The organism is Sphaerochaeta sp. (genome assembly GCF_050256055.1).
Classification (GTDB): domain Bacteria; phylum Spirochaetota; class Spirochaetia; order Sphaerochaetales; family Sphaerochaetaceae; genus Sphaerochaeta.
Map to the genome: position 1 here is coordinate 66,505 of NZ_JBFWIJ010000011.1, position 13,425 is coordinate 79,929.

The 13,425-nt window shown below is 52.2% G+C and carries 14 protein-coding genes and 1 tRNA gene; 11 read left to right on the forward strand and 4 right to left on the reverse strand.

Translation table 11 applies throughout. From position 1 onward, the window contains the following. Window positions 1–256: 256 nt before the first annotated feature. Genes hprK through holA form a run of 4 tightly spaced genes read left to right on the forward strand, consistent with a single transcriptional unit; the run spans window position 257 to window position 3,155 of the window. Complete coding sequence (gene hprK / locus AB7C91_RS06330) at window positions 257–1,240, forward strand: HPr(Ser) kinase/phosphatase (protein WP_332447068.1); 984 nt, start codon at window positions 257–259, stop codon at window positions 1,238–1,240. Then, window positions 1,240–1,503, forward strand: coding sequence for an HPr family phosphocarrier protein (locus AB7C91_RS06335; RefSeq protein WP_332447067.1), 264 nt, complete (start codon window positions 1,240–1,242; stop codon window positions 1,501–1,503). The genes hprK and AB7C91_RS06335 overlap by 1 nt, the downstream gene beginning before the upstream one ends. A gap of 3 nt (window positions 1,504–1,506) precedes the next feature. Then, window positions 1,507–2,127: a transcriptional repressor LexA gene (gene lexA / locus AB7C91_RS06340; RefSeq protein WP_332447066.1), complete on the forward strand. Its 621-nt coding sequence runs from the start codon at window positions 1,507–1,509 to the stop codon at window positions 2,125–2,127. Next, the gene (gene holA / locus AB7C91_RS06345) at window positions 2,124–3,155 is read left to right on the forward strand and encodes a DNA polymerase III subunit delta (RefSeq protein ID WP_428589980.1); all 1,032 of its coding nucleotides are present in this window, start codon (window positions 2,124–2,126) and stop codon (window positions 3,153–3,155) included. Before lexA ends, holA begins: the two co-directional genes overlap by 4 nt. Here holA and uvrC read toward each other — a convergent pair whose 3' ends face one another. Beyond that, a complete protein-coding gene (gene uvrC / locus AB7C91_RS06350) occupies window positions 3,156–5,009 on the reverse strand; it encodes an excinuclease ABC subunit UvrC (RefSeq protein ID WP_332447064.1) in 1,854 nt (617 codons plus the stop codon). Between the two features lie 62 nt (window positions 5,010–5,071). On the opposite strand from uvrC, the gene AB7C91_RS06355 reads away from it, so the two are divergent. Together AB7C91_RS06355 and AB7C91_RS06360 are read left to right on the forward strand one after the other, a co-directional pair. Next, window positions 5,072–6,316 carry an SPL family radical SAM protein gene (locus tag AB7C91_RS06355; RefSeq protein ID WP_332447063.1) on the forward strand — a complete coding sequence of 415 codons (1,245 nt, stop codon included), beginning with the start codon at window positions 5,072–5,074 and terminating at the stop codon, window positions 6,314–6,316. 60 nt (window positions 6,317–6,376) lie between these two features. Continuing rightward, on the forward strand, window positions 6,377–7,270 hold the full coding sequence (locus tag AB7C91_RS06360; protein WP_332447062.1) for a 2-oxo acid dehydrogenase subunit E2: 894 nt from the start codon (window positions 6,377–6,379) through the stop codon (window positions 7,268–7,270). On the opposite strand, the gene thyX is transcribed toward AB7C91_RS06360, so the two are convergent. Continuing rightward, entirely contained in the window at window positions 7,267–8,088 is an 822-nt protein-coding gene (gene thyX, locus AB7C91_RS06365) for an FAD-dependent thymidylate synthase (RefSeq protein WP_332447061.1), read from the reverse strand. The genes AB7C91_RS06360 and thyX overlap by 4 nt on opposite strands. Window positions 8,089–8,152: 64 nt before the next feature. Further along, a complete protein-coding gene (locus tag AB7C91_RS06370) occupies window positions 8,153–8,875 on the reverse strand; it encodes a 16S rRNA (uracil(1498)-N(3))-methyltransferase (RefSeq protein ID WP_332447060.1) in 723 nt (240 codons plus the stop codon). A gap of 47 nt (window positions 8,876–8,922) precedes the next feature. Between AB7C91_RS06370 and AB7C91_RS06375 the strand changes: the two genes are divergently transcribed. Then, window positions 8,923–9,885: a lipoate--protein ligase gene (locus tag AB7C91_RS06375; protein ID WP_332447059.1), complete on the forward strand. Its 963-nt coding sequence runs from the start codon at window positions 8,923–8,925 to the stop codon at window positions 9,883–9,885. Here AB7C91_RS06375 and malQ read toward each other — a convergent pair. Further along, window positions 9,882–11,405, reverse strand: a complete 1,524-nt coding sequence (malQ, locus tag AB7C91_RS06380) for a 4-alpha-glucanotransferase (RefSeq protein WP_428589986.1) — start codon at window positions 11,403–11,405, stop codon at window positions 9,882–9,884. The two genes, AB7C91_RS06375 and malQ, sit on opposite strands and share 4 nt — an antisense overlap. Window positions 11,406–11,509: 104 nt before the next feature. Between malQ and AB7C91_RS06385 the strand changes: the two genes are divergently transcribed. The 4 genes from AB7C91_RS06385 to AB7C91_RS06400 all read left to right on the forward strand — a co-directional run bounded on the left by AB7C91_RS06385 (window position 11,510) and on the right by AB7C91_RS06400 (window position 13,423). Then, the gene (locus AB7C91_RS06385; protein WP_332447057.1) at window positions 11,510–12,013 is read left to right on the forward strand and encodes a CarD family transcriptional regulator; all 504 of its coding nucleotides are present in this window, start codon (window positions 11,510–11,512) and stop codon (window positions 12,011–12,013) included. 2 nt (window positions 12,014–12,015) lie between these two features. Next, the gene (locus AB7C91_RS06390) at window positions 12,016–12,828 is read left to right on the forward strand and encodes an IspD/TarI family cytidylyltransferase (protein WP_428589989.1); all 813 of its coding nucleotides are present in this window, start codon (window positions 12,016–12,018) and stop codon (window positions 12,826–12,828) included. After that, entirely contained in the window at window positions 12,825–13,304 is a 480-nt protein-coding gene (gene ispF, locus AB7C91_RS06395; protein WP_428589992.1) for a 2-C-methyl-D-erythritol 2,4-cyclodiphosphate synthase, read from the forward strand. Before AB7C91_RS06390 ends, ispF begins: the two co-directional genes overlap by 4 nt. A gap of 35 nt (window positions 13,305–13,339) precedes the next feature. Next, window positions 13,340–13,423, forward strand: a tRNA-Leu gene (locus tag AB7C91_RS06400). Window positions 13,424–13,425: the final 2 nt, after the last annotated feature.

Consider the following 13,425-nt stretch of genomic DNA (forward strand, 5'->3'; position numbering starts at 1 on the left):
AAGCCCTCCTTTGACTATGGTCATACTCTAAGGATAAGGCTTGCAGGTCCAATCGTCAATGGACAAATGTATTTGGCAAAATCCTCTGCATGGGATATTTGTTATATTTATTTATATTTATTTAATTTACCAATTACTCTCCTACACGATGCGTTCCATGACCCAACGTTTGTACCGGCATTTTGGTCTTGCGAAAGCCCATCAACAATTGTATAGTAAAACAGTATTTGGGCTTGAAGAACACGAGGAGCTGCATATGCCTGATTTTACCGTGCTCGATCTTTTGGATCTGGATTTGAAAGAACACAATCATTTGCGGCTGAATTGTATTGCAGGCCGTTCCGGTCTATCCCGCAAGATCACCACCAGCAAGATCAGCAGACCCGGTTTACCGCTCTCCGGATTTTTTGAGGAGTTCAGCAACAATTCCATCCAAGTCTTCGGTCGTGGCGAGCAGGTGTACCTGGAGAAATTGGAATCCGAACAGAATCTGCAGAGCATCGAGAAACTGTTCAGCTACGACATTCCCTGCTGCGTATTCTGCGACGGCGGAAATCCGAGCGCCAAGGTCATTGAACTTGCCGAGGAAAGCGGCACCACCATCCTGAAGACCGATTTACTTTCCTCCGATTTCTCGAGACGACTCTACCAGACGCTGGATGAGGTCTTCGCCCCGACGCAGACCATCCATGGTGTGTTTGTGGAAGTCTATGGTATCGGCGTTCTGATTACCGGTGAAAGCGGTGTCGGAAAAAGTGAGACGGCCTTGGAGCTCATCGAGCGCGGCCATCGCTTGATAAGCGACGATACGGTGAAGCTTCGCAACATCAGTGACAACTATTTGATCGGCATGGGGGAGAATCCCATGTTGGCCCACCATATGGAAATCAGAGGGTTGGGCATCATCAATTTGGCAAACCTCTATGGGGTCGGAGCCATCCGCGACCGCAAACAGGTCCAGCTTGCCGTGCATCTTGAACCTTGGGATGCCCAGAAGAACTATGACCGGGTCGGGGAATCAACATTGGAAGATACCTATCTGGGGATCAGCATTCCCAAGGTCATCGTACCAGTGAAACCAGGGAGGAACATCCCGGTCATCATCGAGACAGCCGCCCGGAATGAACGGCTGAAGAAATTGGGGTATTATTCGGCGAAGGAATTCGACCAAAGTGTGCTCAAATGGCTGGAAAGCGAATCAGCACGCAAAATGTACTATGTCAACGAGGAGACACTTTGATGGTTACCAGACAATTGAAGGTTTGCAACAGAGCAGGAATTCATGCACGGCCGGCGGCGTCCATCGTCAAGCTGGCCAATCAATATGCGAGCGAACTGTACTTGGAAAAAGATACCATGAAGATCAACGGCAAATCCATCATGGGCATCATTACTCTGGGGGCAACCCATCAGAGCATCATCACCATGACCTGTGATGGTCCGGATGAACTGCAGATGGCCGATGCCATCGAGACGCTGTTCGAAAACAGGTTCGAGGAGTGAACAATGCGTGAACTTACCGAACGACAGAAGGATGTGGCATCCTTCATCAGCTCGTTCATCAAGCAAAACAATTATGCGCCTTCCGTACGGGACATTGCCGATCATTTCCAATTCTCCGTCAAGGCAGCACACGACCACCTCAAGGCACTGGAAGCGAAGCAGGTCATCAAGACCACCGGAGGAATCTCCCGTTCGATCGAAATCATCGGTCAGGACTTCTATCCGCGCGATGAGATGATCCAGATACCGGTCATCGGTTCCATCGCCGCCGGAAAGCCGTTGATGAGCGAAGAGAATACCGAGTACATCCTCAATCTTCCTTCCACCATGTTGCGCAACACACGAAACACCTACTTTGCCTTGAAGATCCGCGGAGACAGCATGATAGAGGAAGGCATCTATGACGGGGATATCGCGATCATCAAGAAATGCGAGGTGGCCGATACGGGAGACATTGTAGCGGCAACCGTTGCAGACAACGAGCCGGGCATCACACTCAAGTCCTATTACCCGATGCGGGGCAAGGTTGAACTACGTCCTGCAAACTCAGCAATGGGCCCCATCATCACCCAAACCTGCAGGATCCACGGCAAACTGTACATGCTGATCAGAAACTACGCATGAGTGAACGAGCCTACCTGTTGCTCGGACCCGAGTCCGGAGCCAAAGAACAAGAATTGAAGGAAATCAGGAACCGGCTGCGCAGTGAATACGGTTCAGAGATCGAATTATCCCGCTTTTATCCGTTTGAGACAGAGAACGGGGAGATTTTTGCGGCGTTGAACAACAACTCCTTGTTCAGCGATTACCGATTGGTAATCCTCAGCCAAGCCGAGTCGGTCAATGCCTCCCTTGCGCAGGCGCTCGGCGACTATCTGGCCCACCCTGTCGATACGGCAACCTTGGTCATCATCTCCAGCGAGTTCTCCGTTTCGGCAAGAATCATGAAGCAGGTGCCACGGCAGAATACCAAAATATTTTACGACCTGTTGGAAAATCAGAAGTCGGAATGGATTCGTACGCATTTCAGACGCATGGGGCTCTCCATTACCGCAGATGCCGTCGATACATTGCTTGATCTGACCGAGGATAATACCCAGGAACTGAAGACCATCTGCAACCAGCTGGGTCTGTTCTGGCAGATCGGGGACAAAAACCGCCCCATCGAGGAAGATGATGTCCAAACGTATGTGCAGCACAGCCGGCAGGAAGATGCTTTCACCCTGTTTCCTCTGCTTTGCGAAGGCGATCTGAAGAAAAGTCTGGAGTCACTGAACGTCATTCTGGGCAGCGGAGACAGCCAGACGGCCATCCTTCTGGTAAACGGACTGGTCTGGCAATTCAGACGCCTGCTTTCCATTCTGGAGGAGACTGCCTCCGGGTCGGGGGAAGCCGAGGCATTCGGAAAAGCCAACGTACAAGGTAAAGCCAGTCCCATCAGGAAACCCAAGGACAAAACCTCCTATCATCAGGGGATCCAGCGATACGATCTGCAATCGACCCGACGTATTCTGACGTTGCTTGCAAAAGCTGATCGCGAGATCAAGGAATCCGGGACGGAGTTGACGGCCTTATTGTTGGAGCGTTTGCTGTATCAGATCATCAAGCGCAAGGGGGAAGCGTTCAGCCAAGCGGATTTCGCTTCGCTGTGATCAAAGCGAAAGCTGCTTGATCAGACGCTGTGCCACCGGCAGGGGGAGCGATGCTTCCTTTGCCAAGTCCTCGGGAGTCTTGGCCAGCAAAGCCTCGATGCTTCCATACTGCTTCATCAGCTGCTCGCTGCGTTTCTTCCCGATTCCCTGTACCGATTCCAATACCCTGAAGGACGCTTCACGACTGCGTGCGGCTTGGTTTGCACTGGTGGCAAACCGGTGGCATTCGTCGCGGACCGCAATGACCAACCGCAGTGCCTCATCATCCAAAGGAAGTCGAAGATCCTCCCTGTCGTCATCGAAGACAATGGTCTCAAATTCCTTCGCAAGTCCGATGATCGGAATGTCAAACATTCCCAAATCATCGAGAATTTCCCTCGCGGCATTCACCTGTCCCTTGCCACCATCGATGATCAAAAGATCCGGTCGTTCGAGATTCTCGTTCAGTATCTTGGAGTACCGACGTGCAACCGCTTCACGCATCGACTCGAAATCATCGATCTGTCCGCCGAGACTTTTGATATTGTACCGCCGGTAATTCGGCTTGTCGGGATTCCCGTCCCGAAAGGATATCAGGGAAGCCACGGTGTATTTGCCGGCCAGCTGTGCGATGTCGAACCCTTCGATCAAGGCAGGAGGAGCTGGAAGGTTCAGCACACGCGCCAGGCTGTCCAAAGCTTGGCTGTTGTCTCTGCCTTTCAGCCGTTTTTCCACATCCCGCGTGGCATTCTCCCGAGCCATGCGCAAAATACGGAAATGTTTGCCGTCCACCGGAAGGTTTACGTCCAGCCTTCCTCCCAGTTGCTCGGAAAAATACCGGCGGATCAATTGTACATCGATTTCATGCGAGACATACAGGAACTGGGGAAGCTTGAGACCATCGGCATAGTACTGCACCAGGAAATTCAGCAACGTCTCGGTCTCATCACCAAAGGTTTCAGCACGGTAGAGCGCACGCCCGATAAGTTGGCCGTCGCGCATCTGCATCAAACTGATCGTACACAAAGGACCGCGCATCTCGATTGCTGCATAGTCACGGCTTTCCTGCACGAAGTCCTGGACCTGCTGACCTGTCTCGATGGTCTTGATAGCCTCGATCTGATCACGCTTGATTGCCGCTTCCTCGAAGTTCAGCGCTTTGCTGGCCCTCAGCATATCCTCCTGAAGTCGCGCTACCAAATGTTCGGTATGCCCCTCCAAAAGATTTTTCACCGCTTGGATGGATTTATTGTACTCGGCCTCTGAGATCAAACCGGCACAAGGCCCTGAACAAAGCCCGATGTGGTAATACAAACAAGGTTTGTCCCGTTTTTTCAAAGGGGTGGAGCAACGACGCAAGGGAAAAAGTTTGGCGATCAGATCCAGATACAACTCCAGTTTCCCTGCGTCCGGATACGGGCCGTAGTAGGAGGAACCGTCATCGATGATCCTTCGCGTCTTGAACACCTTGGGGAACGGCTCGTTGGTGATCCGAATCATCGGATAACTCTTGCCATCCTTGAGCGAGATGTTGTAATGGGGGGTGTATTTCTTGATGAGATTGTTTTCCAGCACCAAGGCTTCATATTCATTGCCGGTGATGATGTGTTCGATTCGTACAATCTTACGCACCAGCGCTGCGGTTTTCGGGCTTCGGTTGGCTAGAAAATAACTGGTCACCCGTTTACGAAGATCCTTGGCCTTTCCCACATAAATGATGGTCCCTTTCTCGTCGCGCATCAAATAGACGCCGCTCGCGTGGGGCAGTTCCTTGGCTTGTTGCGAAGCTTCCGTCATTTCCGCAACTTCGGTTCCCAGACTTTCCACCTCTGCCTGGGAGTGGTAGGTAAGCTCTGCATCACTCTTCTTTTTCATACAGGTATGAGCATAGCCAGAGGCTCTTGTTTTGGCAATCCACAGCCGATACAATACCGGCCATGGATCATCCCCTTTTTGCTTCGTTGCCGCCTGAAGAACAGGCATATCTCTTGCAGCTGGACGAACGCTACCAGTTCAGTTTCCAACAACAACGCCAACTCATCGAAAGCGCCTGCGATCTGGCTATGTGGAAGGCGGGCAGCCTGAAGATGTGGATAGATGAGACCTCATGTGAGCATGTAAGCGGGAAAAAGCGGGCCGGAGCCCTGCTTTCCGACCATTTGCAGAGAATGGAACGGGAACGATCGATGCCCACGCGGTATCAGGATTTCGAGGTTGAGCAACGGTTTACCGACAAATACCGCAGTCTGTTTGTCTCCACCGACAAATTGATGGGGCGCTGCCCCTGCCCGGTGGATGGGGAGAAGACCCGGTGCTGCAATCTCAAGACCTTGGATGTGGTCCAGCAATGTGCATTCGGGTGCTCCTACTGCTCCATCCAATCCTTCTACAACAGCCATGAGATCCGGGTGGTGAAGAACCTGAGCCAGCGGTTGCAGGATCTTGAACTTCCTGAGGAAACTTGGCACATCGGAACCGGTCAGTCCAGTGACTCCCTGCTTTGGGGCAACGATTACGGGACGCTTGATGCGCTCTCCCATCTTGCCCGCCGCTATCCCGAACTGATCATCGAACTGAAGACAAAAAGCCATCGCAGTGATTATCTGAAACTCGACCTGCCGATGAACATGGTATCGACCTGGTCGCTCAACGCCCCTACCATCATTGAGAAGGAAGAGCATCTGACGGCCACACTGCAACAGCGGCTTGATGCTGCAAAACAAGCACGGGACAAGGGAAGGATCATCGGATTTCACCTGCATCCCATGGTCTATTTTGATGGATGGCAGGAGGAATACGGGCAGCTCATCGAAGAGGTGACGCGTTCGTTCCGCGCCGAGGAGGTGATGCTCTTCTCCCTCGGCACTCTTACCTTCACCAAGGCCGTACTTCGCCAAATGCGGGCCGACGGCCACCAAAGTCGCATCCTCGATATGCAACTCACCCCGGCATCAGGCAAATATTCCTATCCGTTGGAGACCAAGGAGCGGATGTTCCGGTTTGTCTACGAGCAATTTCCCGATGCATGGAAGCAGGGTACCCCATTTTTCTACCTCTGCATGGAAGACCCTTCCCTCTGGGAGCCGGTATTCGGATTCTCCTATCCGGACGACCGGACGTTCGAAGCGGCGATGAAGCGCGCGTACCAAGGTTTTTTGCAACAAAGGCGGTCTCGCATTTGATTTTTTCCTTGAGGTGGGATGGCAGGAGGAGTACACTCTTACCGGAATTTGGAGAAAAGCATGAGTAAACGCAATGATGCAGTCCGGGTGTATGACATCCCTGCCTACAAACAGATATTTCCCTATATTATGCCGAAACGGACCGACTCGCTGGTGTATCAGAACATGGTGCTTGACCTGAGCGGGACGGTTCGCTTCATCAAACAACACAAAAGTCCGGAAGGCCGTTCCTATCGGGTATTCGAGGTATTTCTTGCCGCCATCCTCCGTACTATGGCTCTCAGGCCGGAATTGAATCGGTTCGTCTCCAATTACCAGTATTGGCAGCGCAACGAACTTTCGTTGAATTTCGTTGTGAAGGAAGACTATACCGATGAGGCTCCCGAGCATAGCATGCCGATCTACTTCAAGGCGAATATGACCCTCGACGAGATTTCCGCCATCATAAACACGGCCATCACCAAGCAACGGGAACCGGCTTCCTCCAACTTCACCGACCAGGCCATCCTCTTTTTCTTGAAATTTCCCCGTCCGATCATCCGCCTGATCGTAGGAACAGCCAGAATGCTTGACCGCAACGGCAAAGCTCCCAAGGCATTGCGTGACGCGGACGGATTGCATACCAGCCTGTTCGTAAGCAACATGGGGAGCATCGGATTGGGAGGAGGAAGTCCCCATCATCATTTGTACGAATGGGGTACCACCTCAGTGTTCGTCACCATGGGAGTGCTCAAGCGGACCCGTTTTCTTACAGACGGGAAAACCGCCACACGCGATACGATGGAGGTGGGGTTCACCGTCGATGAGCGGATTACCGACGGATTCTATTTCACCAAATCAATCAAATTGTTCCAAGAACTGTTGCAGAACCCCGAATTGCTGCTTGAGCGACCGTTGCTTCCTCCGCCTCCGTTGGATAAGAAGACATACAAGAAAAGCTTGAAAGCTCGTTAACGCAATTTCTCCTCAAACAATTCCAAGGCTCGTCCTTTCAGAGGGTTTTCCTTGCCTTCGATCAAGCACTTGATGGCTTCCAATTCGCCTTTGCTGAAATTCTTGCCGCCAAGTTTATACTCCTCAAACGCTTCGGTGGCGATCGGACAGACCGTTCGTACCATTTCCAGGATAATCTGGGCATAGCTTCTGATTTCGAACTGGGCATGACTATCCAAGCGCAATTGCAAAAAGTGGAAGAGATTGTGGAGGTCCATCTGCCAATACCATTCGGTATACAGGCTCAGCGGAAGGTCGATCCTGGCCAATTCTCGGGCAATGCCGAGATCCAACAGTTTCTGATAGGTTTCATAGCTGTGCTTCTGATCCTCGCCAAGCAGGGCAAGCACCTCTTCGGCAAGCTTGGGATCCACCGCTTCGTTTGCCCTCCCCTGCTTGTTGTCCTCACTTTGGAAGTTGATGTGTTGTACATCAGGCTGATAACATTCATCGGACATGACGCTATAGCGCCCACTGATCTCATTGACCCGTCCGGTGCGGTGTCTGATCCATTGGCGGGCAACAAAGATGGGCATCTTGACGTGGAAGGTGAAGTTGACCTGTTCAAAGGGCGAGGTATGGTCGTTGCGGAGCAGGTAGGTGATCAAACCCTTGTCCTGCCGATACGTCTTGGTTCCGCTTCCATAGGAGACGCGTGCACTCTGCACAATCCGTTCATCACTGCCGAGATAGTCGACAAGACGGACAAACCCATGATCAAGGACAGGAAACTCCTTGTCCAGAATTTCTTCTGCTGCAGCTACAATGCAATGCGCCATACGCGATACTCCTTCTCCATCATGGTCTGAAACCATGTTCGTCCATTATGCCTTGCCGTCGGATCTAGAGCAACCCCATCCGGCCGAGAAGCACGGCCAAGCCGGCGCTGCATGCGGTTTCGGTTCTGAGGATTCTGCTGCCCAACGTCGCAAATTGGAAGTCATGGATGGCAAATACATCCCGCTCATGATCAGTGAAACCCCGTTCCGGCCCGATGGCCAGCACAACCGGTGCATCATGCTTGCATTCAAATGTGGAAAGCGGCTTTCCGATACGCACATTGTCCAAAACGATGCGGAGCATCCCTTGATCAAGTGATTGGACGGCTTCCTTGACCGAGCGGGCAAACTGCACCTCGCTGATACCGCACTCTCCGCTCTGCATGGCGCCATCCAACAAGATGGAACGGTATTCTCCGCTGGTATAGAGGTTTGCCTGTGCATAGGACTTTTCCCCGGTTTCGGTGGTACACAGAATGATCCGCTCAACGCCGAGGCTGACCGCCTCCCGGAGGATCCGGCGCATGGAGATGGGCCTGACTTGTGCAACCAGAAGCGTGACCGGATACAGACGTGCAATTTCCGTGTCGTTCGGACTGAAGGTGAAACGCAGCTGCTCTTCATCCTTTCCGACCAACTTCGCCGTCCCCTTGCCTTGGTTCACAACACCGGCGAGGAAGGTATCGCCTACCTGCAGATGCAGGACTTTGAGGATATGCTTGGCCCGCTCATCGGTAAGGCTGAGGGTGTTGTACGCTTCCAGCGCTTCAAAAAGGATGATATTCATGGGAGCGAGTATAGCATAGATGGGTTTCAAGACTGTAGAGTATGGCCATGAAGAATGCAATCTACCAAGCGTTGTCCCACGATTGTGCGGCGAATCTGGCGGGAGAAGCCTTCCTGCTGACCCAAGAGTATGACCATGTCCTGTTTCTCTGGGAGAATGACCCTTGCATCGTCATTGGACGGTATCAGAATCCATTCAGTGAATGCAATCTCCAACGGATGGAAAGCGAGGGGGTGCAGCTGGTCCGACGCCAAAGCGGCGGAGGTGCGGTGTATCACGACCGTGGCAATCTTTGCTTCACCCTGATCGGCAACAAGGAAACAAGCAGCAAGGAGGAGAATTTTGCATTGGTGCTCGAGGCGCTTGCTTCACTTGGCCTCACATGCGAGCTTTCCGGTCGCAACGACATTCTCCTCAATGGGAGAAAGATCTCGGGGAATGCGTTCCAGACCACCTCAACGAAATTCTGCCACCACGGTACGTTGCTGATCTCCAGTGATCTGTCGGTCATGAACAACTACCTTACTCCCAGTTCGGAGAAACTTGCTTCCAAGGCGGTGAAATCAGTCTCGTCCAGGGTGGGGAATCTTCGGGAGGGAAATCCTGTCATCACCAATGAAATGATGCAACAGGCATTGATACAGGCCTTCGAGCATCACTATGGGAAAGCGATACATCAGGCACTCGACTTTACCCAGCTTTCCGAGGCCAAGGAAAATTACCGGCTTTTCGGTGATTATTCCCTCATTCTTGAAAAAACCCCGAACTTCACCCATTCGTTCACCCATCGGTTTGATTGGGGAGAGACGACCATCCACATCCAAGTGGAGAAAGGCATCATCAAAGCAGTCAAGATGTTCACCGATGCCTTGGATACATCCGTCGTCACCCGCGCTGAAAGGGTGCTGCAGGGGATAGCCTATGAGAAAGGGGCTATCCTGGAGGCGCAAAAAACATGCGAGCAGGCTGATATTGCCAGCCTGCTCACCGTGGTGGCGTCACAGCTCTAGAGACCGATTCGCCCACTCAACTCCACCAAGGAACGAAGGCGGTCGATCCGCCAACTTTCCAGGACCAGACTTTCGAGTCTCCAGCTCCAGTTGCTTTGGTTGCAGGTGGAGGGAATGTTCATCCTTCCCTCTTCACCCAACTCCAGCCAATCCTGCATGGGCAGGATTGCATCCTTGCTGGAGGAAAGCAGCATCTGGCGGATCATCTGCCAGACCACTTGGTCATCAGGGCATTCCAGATACCGTCTGACGATATCCTTGGATGCTGCATCCAGCCCATCAAACCATCCTTTGGTGGTGTTGTTGTCGTGCGTACCGGTATAGATGACGCTATTGTATGTGCTGTTATGCGGCAGGTATGCATTGGTGGCATCGAGGGTGCCTTGTTCCAGATTGAAGGCGAATTGAAGAATCTTCATACCGGGGAAGTGGTTGGAATCACGCAGTTCTTCCACATCTTCGGTAATGACTCCAAGGTCCTCCGCGATGATCGGAAGCTGTTCGCCGAGTTGTGCATGCAATGCGGCGAACAGCTCCTTGCCGGGAGATGGGACCCATCGTCCGTTCATGGCTGTAGGTTCTCCCTGCGGCACTTCCCAATAGGCGGCGAATCCCCTGAAATGGTCGATGCGGATAATGTCACAGCTTTCAAGGGTCTTCTGGATACGTTTGATCCACCATGCAAATTGTTGCTTGCGATGGGCTTCCCAATTGTATACGGGATTGCCCCAAAGCTGGCCGTCAGCTGAGAATGCGTCCGGGGGGACTCCGCTTGATACCGTTTGCTTCCCGTCCTCATCCATTTTCAAGAGGTGACGGTTTGCCCAGGCGTCGACGCTGTCGGGAGCGACGAAGATGGGGATGTCCCCAATGATCTGAATGCTCATTTCATTGGCATATGCTTTTACTTTCTTCCATTGGGAGAAGAAGAAGTACTGCATGACTTTGATCCTGGTTGTCTGCTTCGCATATTGTGCATGCAAGGCAGCCATGGTCTCTGGTTCCCTGAGCCTGATTTCCTTCGGCCAGATGGAGAACCAGCGGGAATCATGGAAGACGGAACACAGTACTTGGTAGAGGGCGTAATCGTCCAACCACCAATCGTTTTCCGCTACGAACCGATCGAAGTCGATCCGTTCCTGCTCTTCCGCTTCGGCCAAGAAGGTATCGGCGGCTTTTCCCAAGAGGGGTTCCTTATATGATCGAACCTTGCCGTAGTCCACACGGTCGGTGGAGAATCGAGGAGGAGCCAGGACATCCTGTACATCCAGATACCCGTCATAGGCCAGGCTTTTCAGATCGATGAGCAGTTCATTCCCTGCGAAGGTTGAACGGGCTGCATAGGGGGAGTCCCCATATCCGGTAGGTCCGAGCGGAAGTATTTGCCATAACCGAATTTTTGCTTGATGGAGCAGGTCTATGAATTGGAGGGCTTCCTCTCCAAGGGATCCGATCCCGGAGGCAGAAGGCAATGAGGTGGGGTGCATCAGTACGCCAGCGCGTCGAATGTTGTGTTTCATAGTTTGAATATACTGCATTTCCCTTGGCGTTGGCTATCAGAGTACCTCAGTCGTTCATAATCGGTTGCCTTGTTTTAAGGCGAAAAATAGGATATACTGCCGCTATGAATTCACCGCAGGAAAAAGTACAATTTGCCGTTGGGGAACATGTCGTGTATCCCCTCCAGGGTGTAGGCGTCATCAAACGCATCGAAGAGCGAATGTTCAAAGGTGTGGCGACGATGTACTACGTCATATACCTTGAGATCTCAGATATGACGGTTATGATTCCTGTGGAAAAATCAAAAGAGATGGGCATCAGGCCTATCGTGGAACAGAAGGAAGCGCAACAGGCCATCGATTCCATTTCCAGTAAGTATGAACCGATGCCGGTCGACTGGAAAGCACGATATCAGATGAATGTCGATTTGCTCAAGCAAGGTACGATTGCATCCATAGCCAAAGTAGTCCAGGCGTTGTATCACCGCAGCAAGATCAAGGAACTCCCTGTCCAGGAGCGGAAGCTCTATGACAGCGCCTTGCGTTTATTGATCGACGAGACTTCGTTCTCATTGAAGAAAGACAAGAAGGAGATCGAGATGCTCGTATTCTCCAGATTGGAGAAATAAAAATGGCTTTCCCAAAACATGCAGTAATTATAACCGCTGCCGGCAGCAGCGAACGATTCAATACGACCAGCCAACTGGGGGTCAAGAAGGAATATCTTTCCCTTGACGGGCATACGGTGCTCTATCGTTCGGTTGCCCCGTTTCTTGAGGTTCCCCAGTGTGCAGTCATTCTGGTGACCTACCCTGAGGGGATGGAAGATCAGTGTGCAGTCGCGCTTGAGGACGTTTTCCAACAGAATTTTCTACCGGTGGTGTTGGTCAAAGGCGGGAAGAACCGTCAGGAGTCGGTATTCAACGCCTTGAAGATGCTCGCTGCCATGGATCTCGACATCGAGTACGTGGCCATTCATGACGGGGCTCGTTGCTTCGTGAAGCCCGAGTTGGTGATCAGGACCTTGGCGACGGCTACGGTGTTCGGGGGTGCGGTCCCCGCCCTTCCAGCTACCGATGCGCTTAAGATCATCAATGACAATGGGATGATCACCCACCATATCAACCGTACCCATGCGGTCGGGGTTCAGACCCCGCAGGTCTTCAGATATCCCCAGATCCTGGAAGCCCACCAGAAGGCGGCCTCGACTGCCGCAACCTATGTGGATGATACGGAAATCTATACCGATTATGGACAACCGGTCGGAATATGCGAAGGGGATCGAGGCAACAGAAAGATCACCTTCATCGAAGATATTCCTGATGCCGAAAACCAGATACAAGCATACTTGCAGTCCTTGGAGGAAGGCAAACGCAGCTCGCAGGCAGCCAGAGCGTTGCATCAGGCGATGGATGAAGTACGGAAGGAGCAACAAGAGTCATGAGGATCGGCAATGGGTGGGATGTTCATCGTCTCGTAGCGGGAAGAACGCTCATCGTGGGCGGCGTAACCATTCCTTCAGAGAAAGGGGAAGCCGGCCATAGTGACGGGGATGTCCTGACTCATGCCATCATCGACGCACTGTTGGGGGCCGTCGCCCAAGGGGACATTGGTTCGCATTTCCCTGACACCGATCCTGAATTCAAGGATGCGGACAGCCTTACCCTACTCGCTCGAGTAATGCAGGAAGATTTGCGAACCTACCAGATCATCAACATCGATACCACCGTCATTCTCCAGCGTCCGAAACTCAGGGAGTATGTTGCTGCCATCAGGGAATCTCTCTCACATGTATTGCACGTTGAGGTCTCCTGCATTTCCGTCAAGGCAAAAACCGCTGAAGGAATCCTTGGGGAGCTGGGAAGCGGGGATGCGATCGTCGCCCAAGCTGCGGTACTGATTTCTGAGAAATCGTGTTGACACAATCCAAATAAATACTTTATAGTTGTGCCTGCGCCCAGATGGCGGAATTGGTAGACGCACTAGGTTCAGGTCCTAGCGGGGTCACACCTGTGCAAGTTCGAGTCTTGTTCTGGGCACT

Coding starts and splice junctions, on each gene's coding strand:
- hprK (WP_332447068.1), top strand. CDS start 257: ATGCCTGATTTTACCGTGCTCGATCTTTTGGATCTGGATTTGAAAGAA.
- AB7C91_RS06335 (WP_332447067.1), top strand. CDS start 1,240: ATGGTTACCAGACAATTGAAGGTTTGCAACAGAGCAGGAATTCATGCA.
- lexA (WP_332447066.1), top strand. CDS start 1,507: ATGCGTGAACTTACCGAACGACAGAAGGATGTGGCATCCTTCATCAGC.
- holA (WP_428589980.1), top strand. CDS start 2,124: ATGAGTGAACGAGCCTACCTGTTGCTCGGACCCGAGTCCGGAGCCAAA.
- uvrC (WP_332447064.1), bottom strand. CDS start 5,009: ATGAAAAAGAAGAGTGATGCAGAGCTTACCTACCACTCCCAGGCAGAG.
- AB7C91_RS06355 (WP_332447063.1), top strand. CDS start 5,072: ATGGATCATCCCCTTTTTGCTTCGTTGCCGCCTGAAGAACAGGCATAT.
- AB7C91_RS06360 (WP_332447062.1), top strand. CDS start 6,377: ATGAGTAAACGCAATGATGCAGTCCGGGTGTATGACATCCCTGCCTAC.
- thyX (WP_332447061.1), bottom strand. CDS start 8,088: ATGGCGCATTGCATTGTAGCTGCAGCAGAAGAAATTCTGGACAAGGAG.
- AB7C91_RS06370 (WP_332447060.1), bottom strand. CDS start 8,875: ATGAATATCATCCTTTTTGAAGCGCTGGAAGCGTACAACACCCTCAGC.
- AB7C91_RS06375 (WP_332447059.1), top strand. CDS start 8,923: ATGAAGAATGCAATCTACCAAGCGTTGTCCCACGATTGTGCGGCGAAT.
- malQ (WP_428589986.1), bottom strand. CDS start 11,405: ATGAAACACAACATTCGACGCGCTGGCGTACTGATGCACCCCACCTCA.
- AB7C91_RS06385 (WP_332447057.1), top strand. CDS start 11,510: ATGAATTCACCGCAGGAAAAAGTACAATTTGCCGTTGGGGAACATGTC.
- AB7C91_RS06390 (WP_428589989.1), top strand. CDS start 12,016: ATGGCTTTCCCAAAACATGCAGTAATTATAACCGCTGCCGGCAGCAGC.
- ispF (WP_428589992.1), top strand. CDS start 12,825: ATGAGGATCGGCAATGGGTGGGATGTTCATCGTCTCGTAGCGGGAAGA.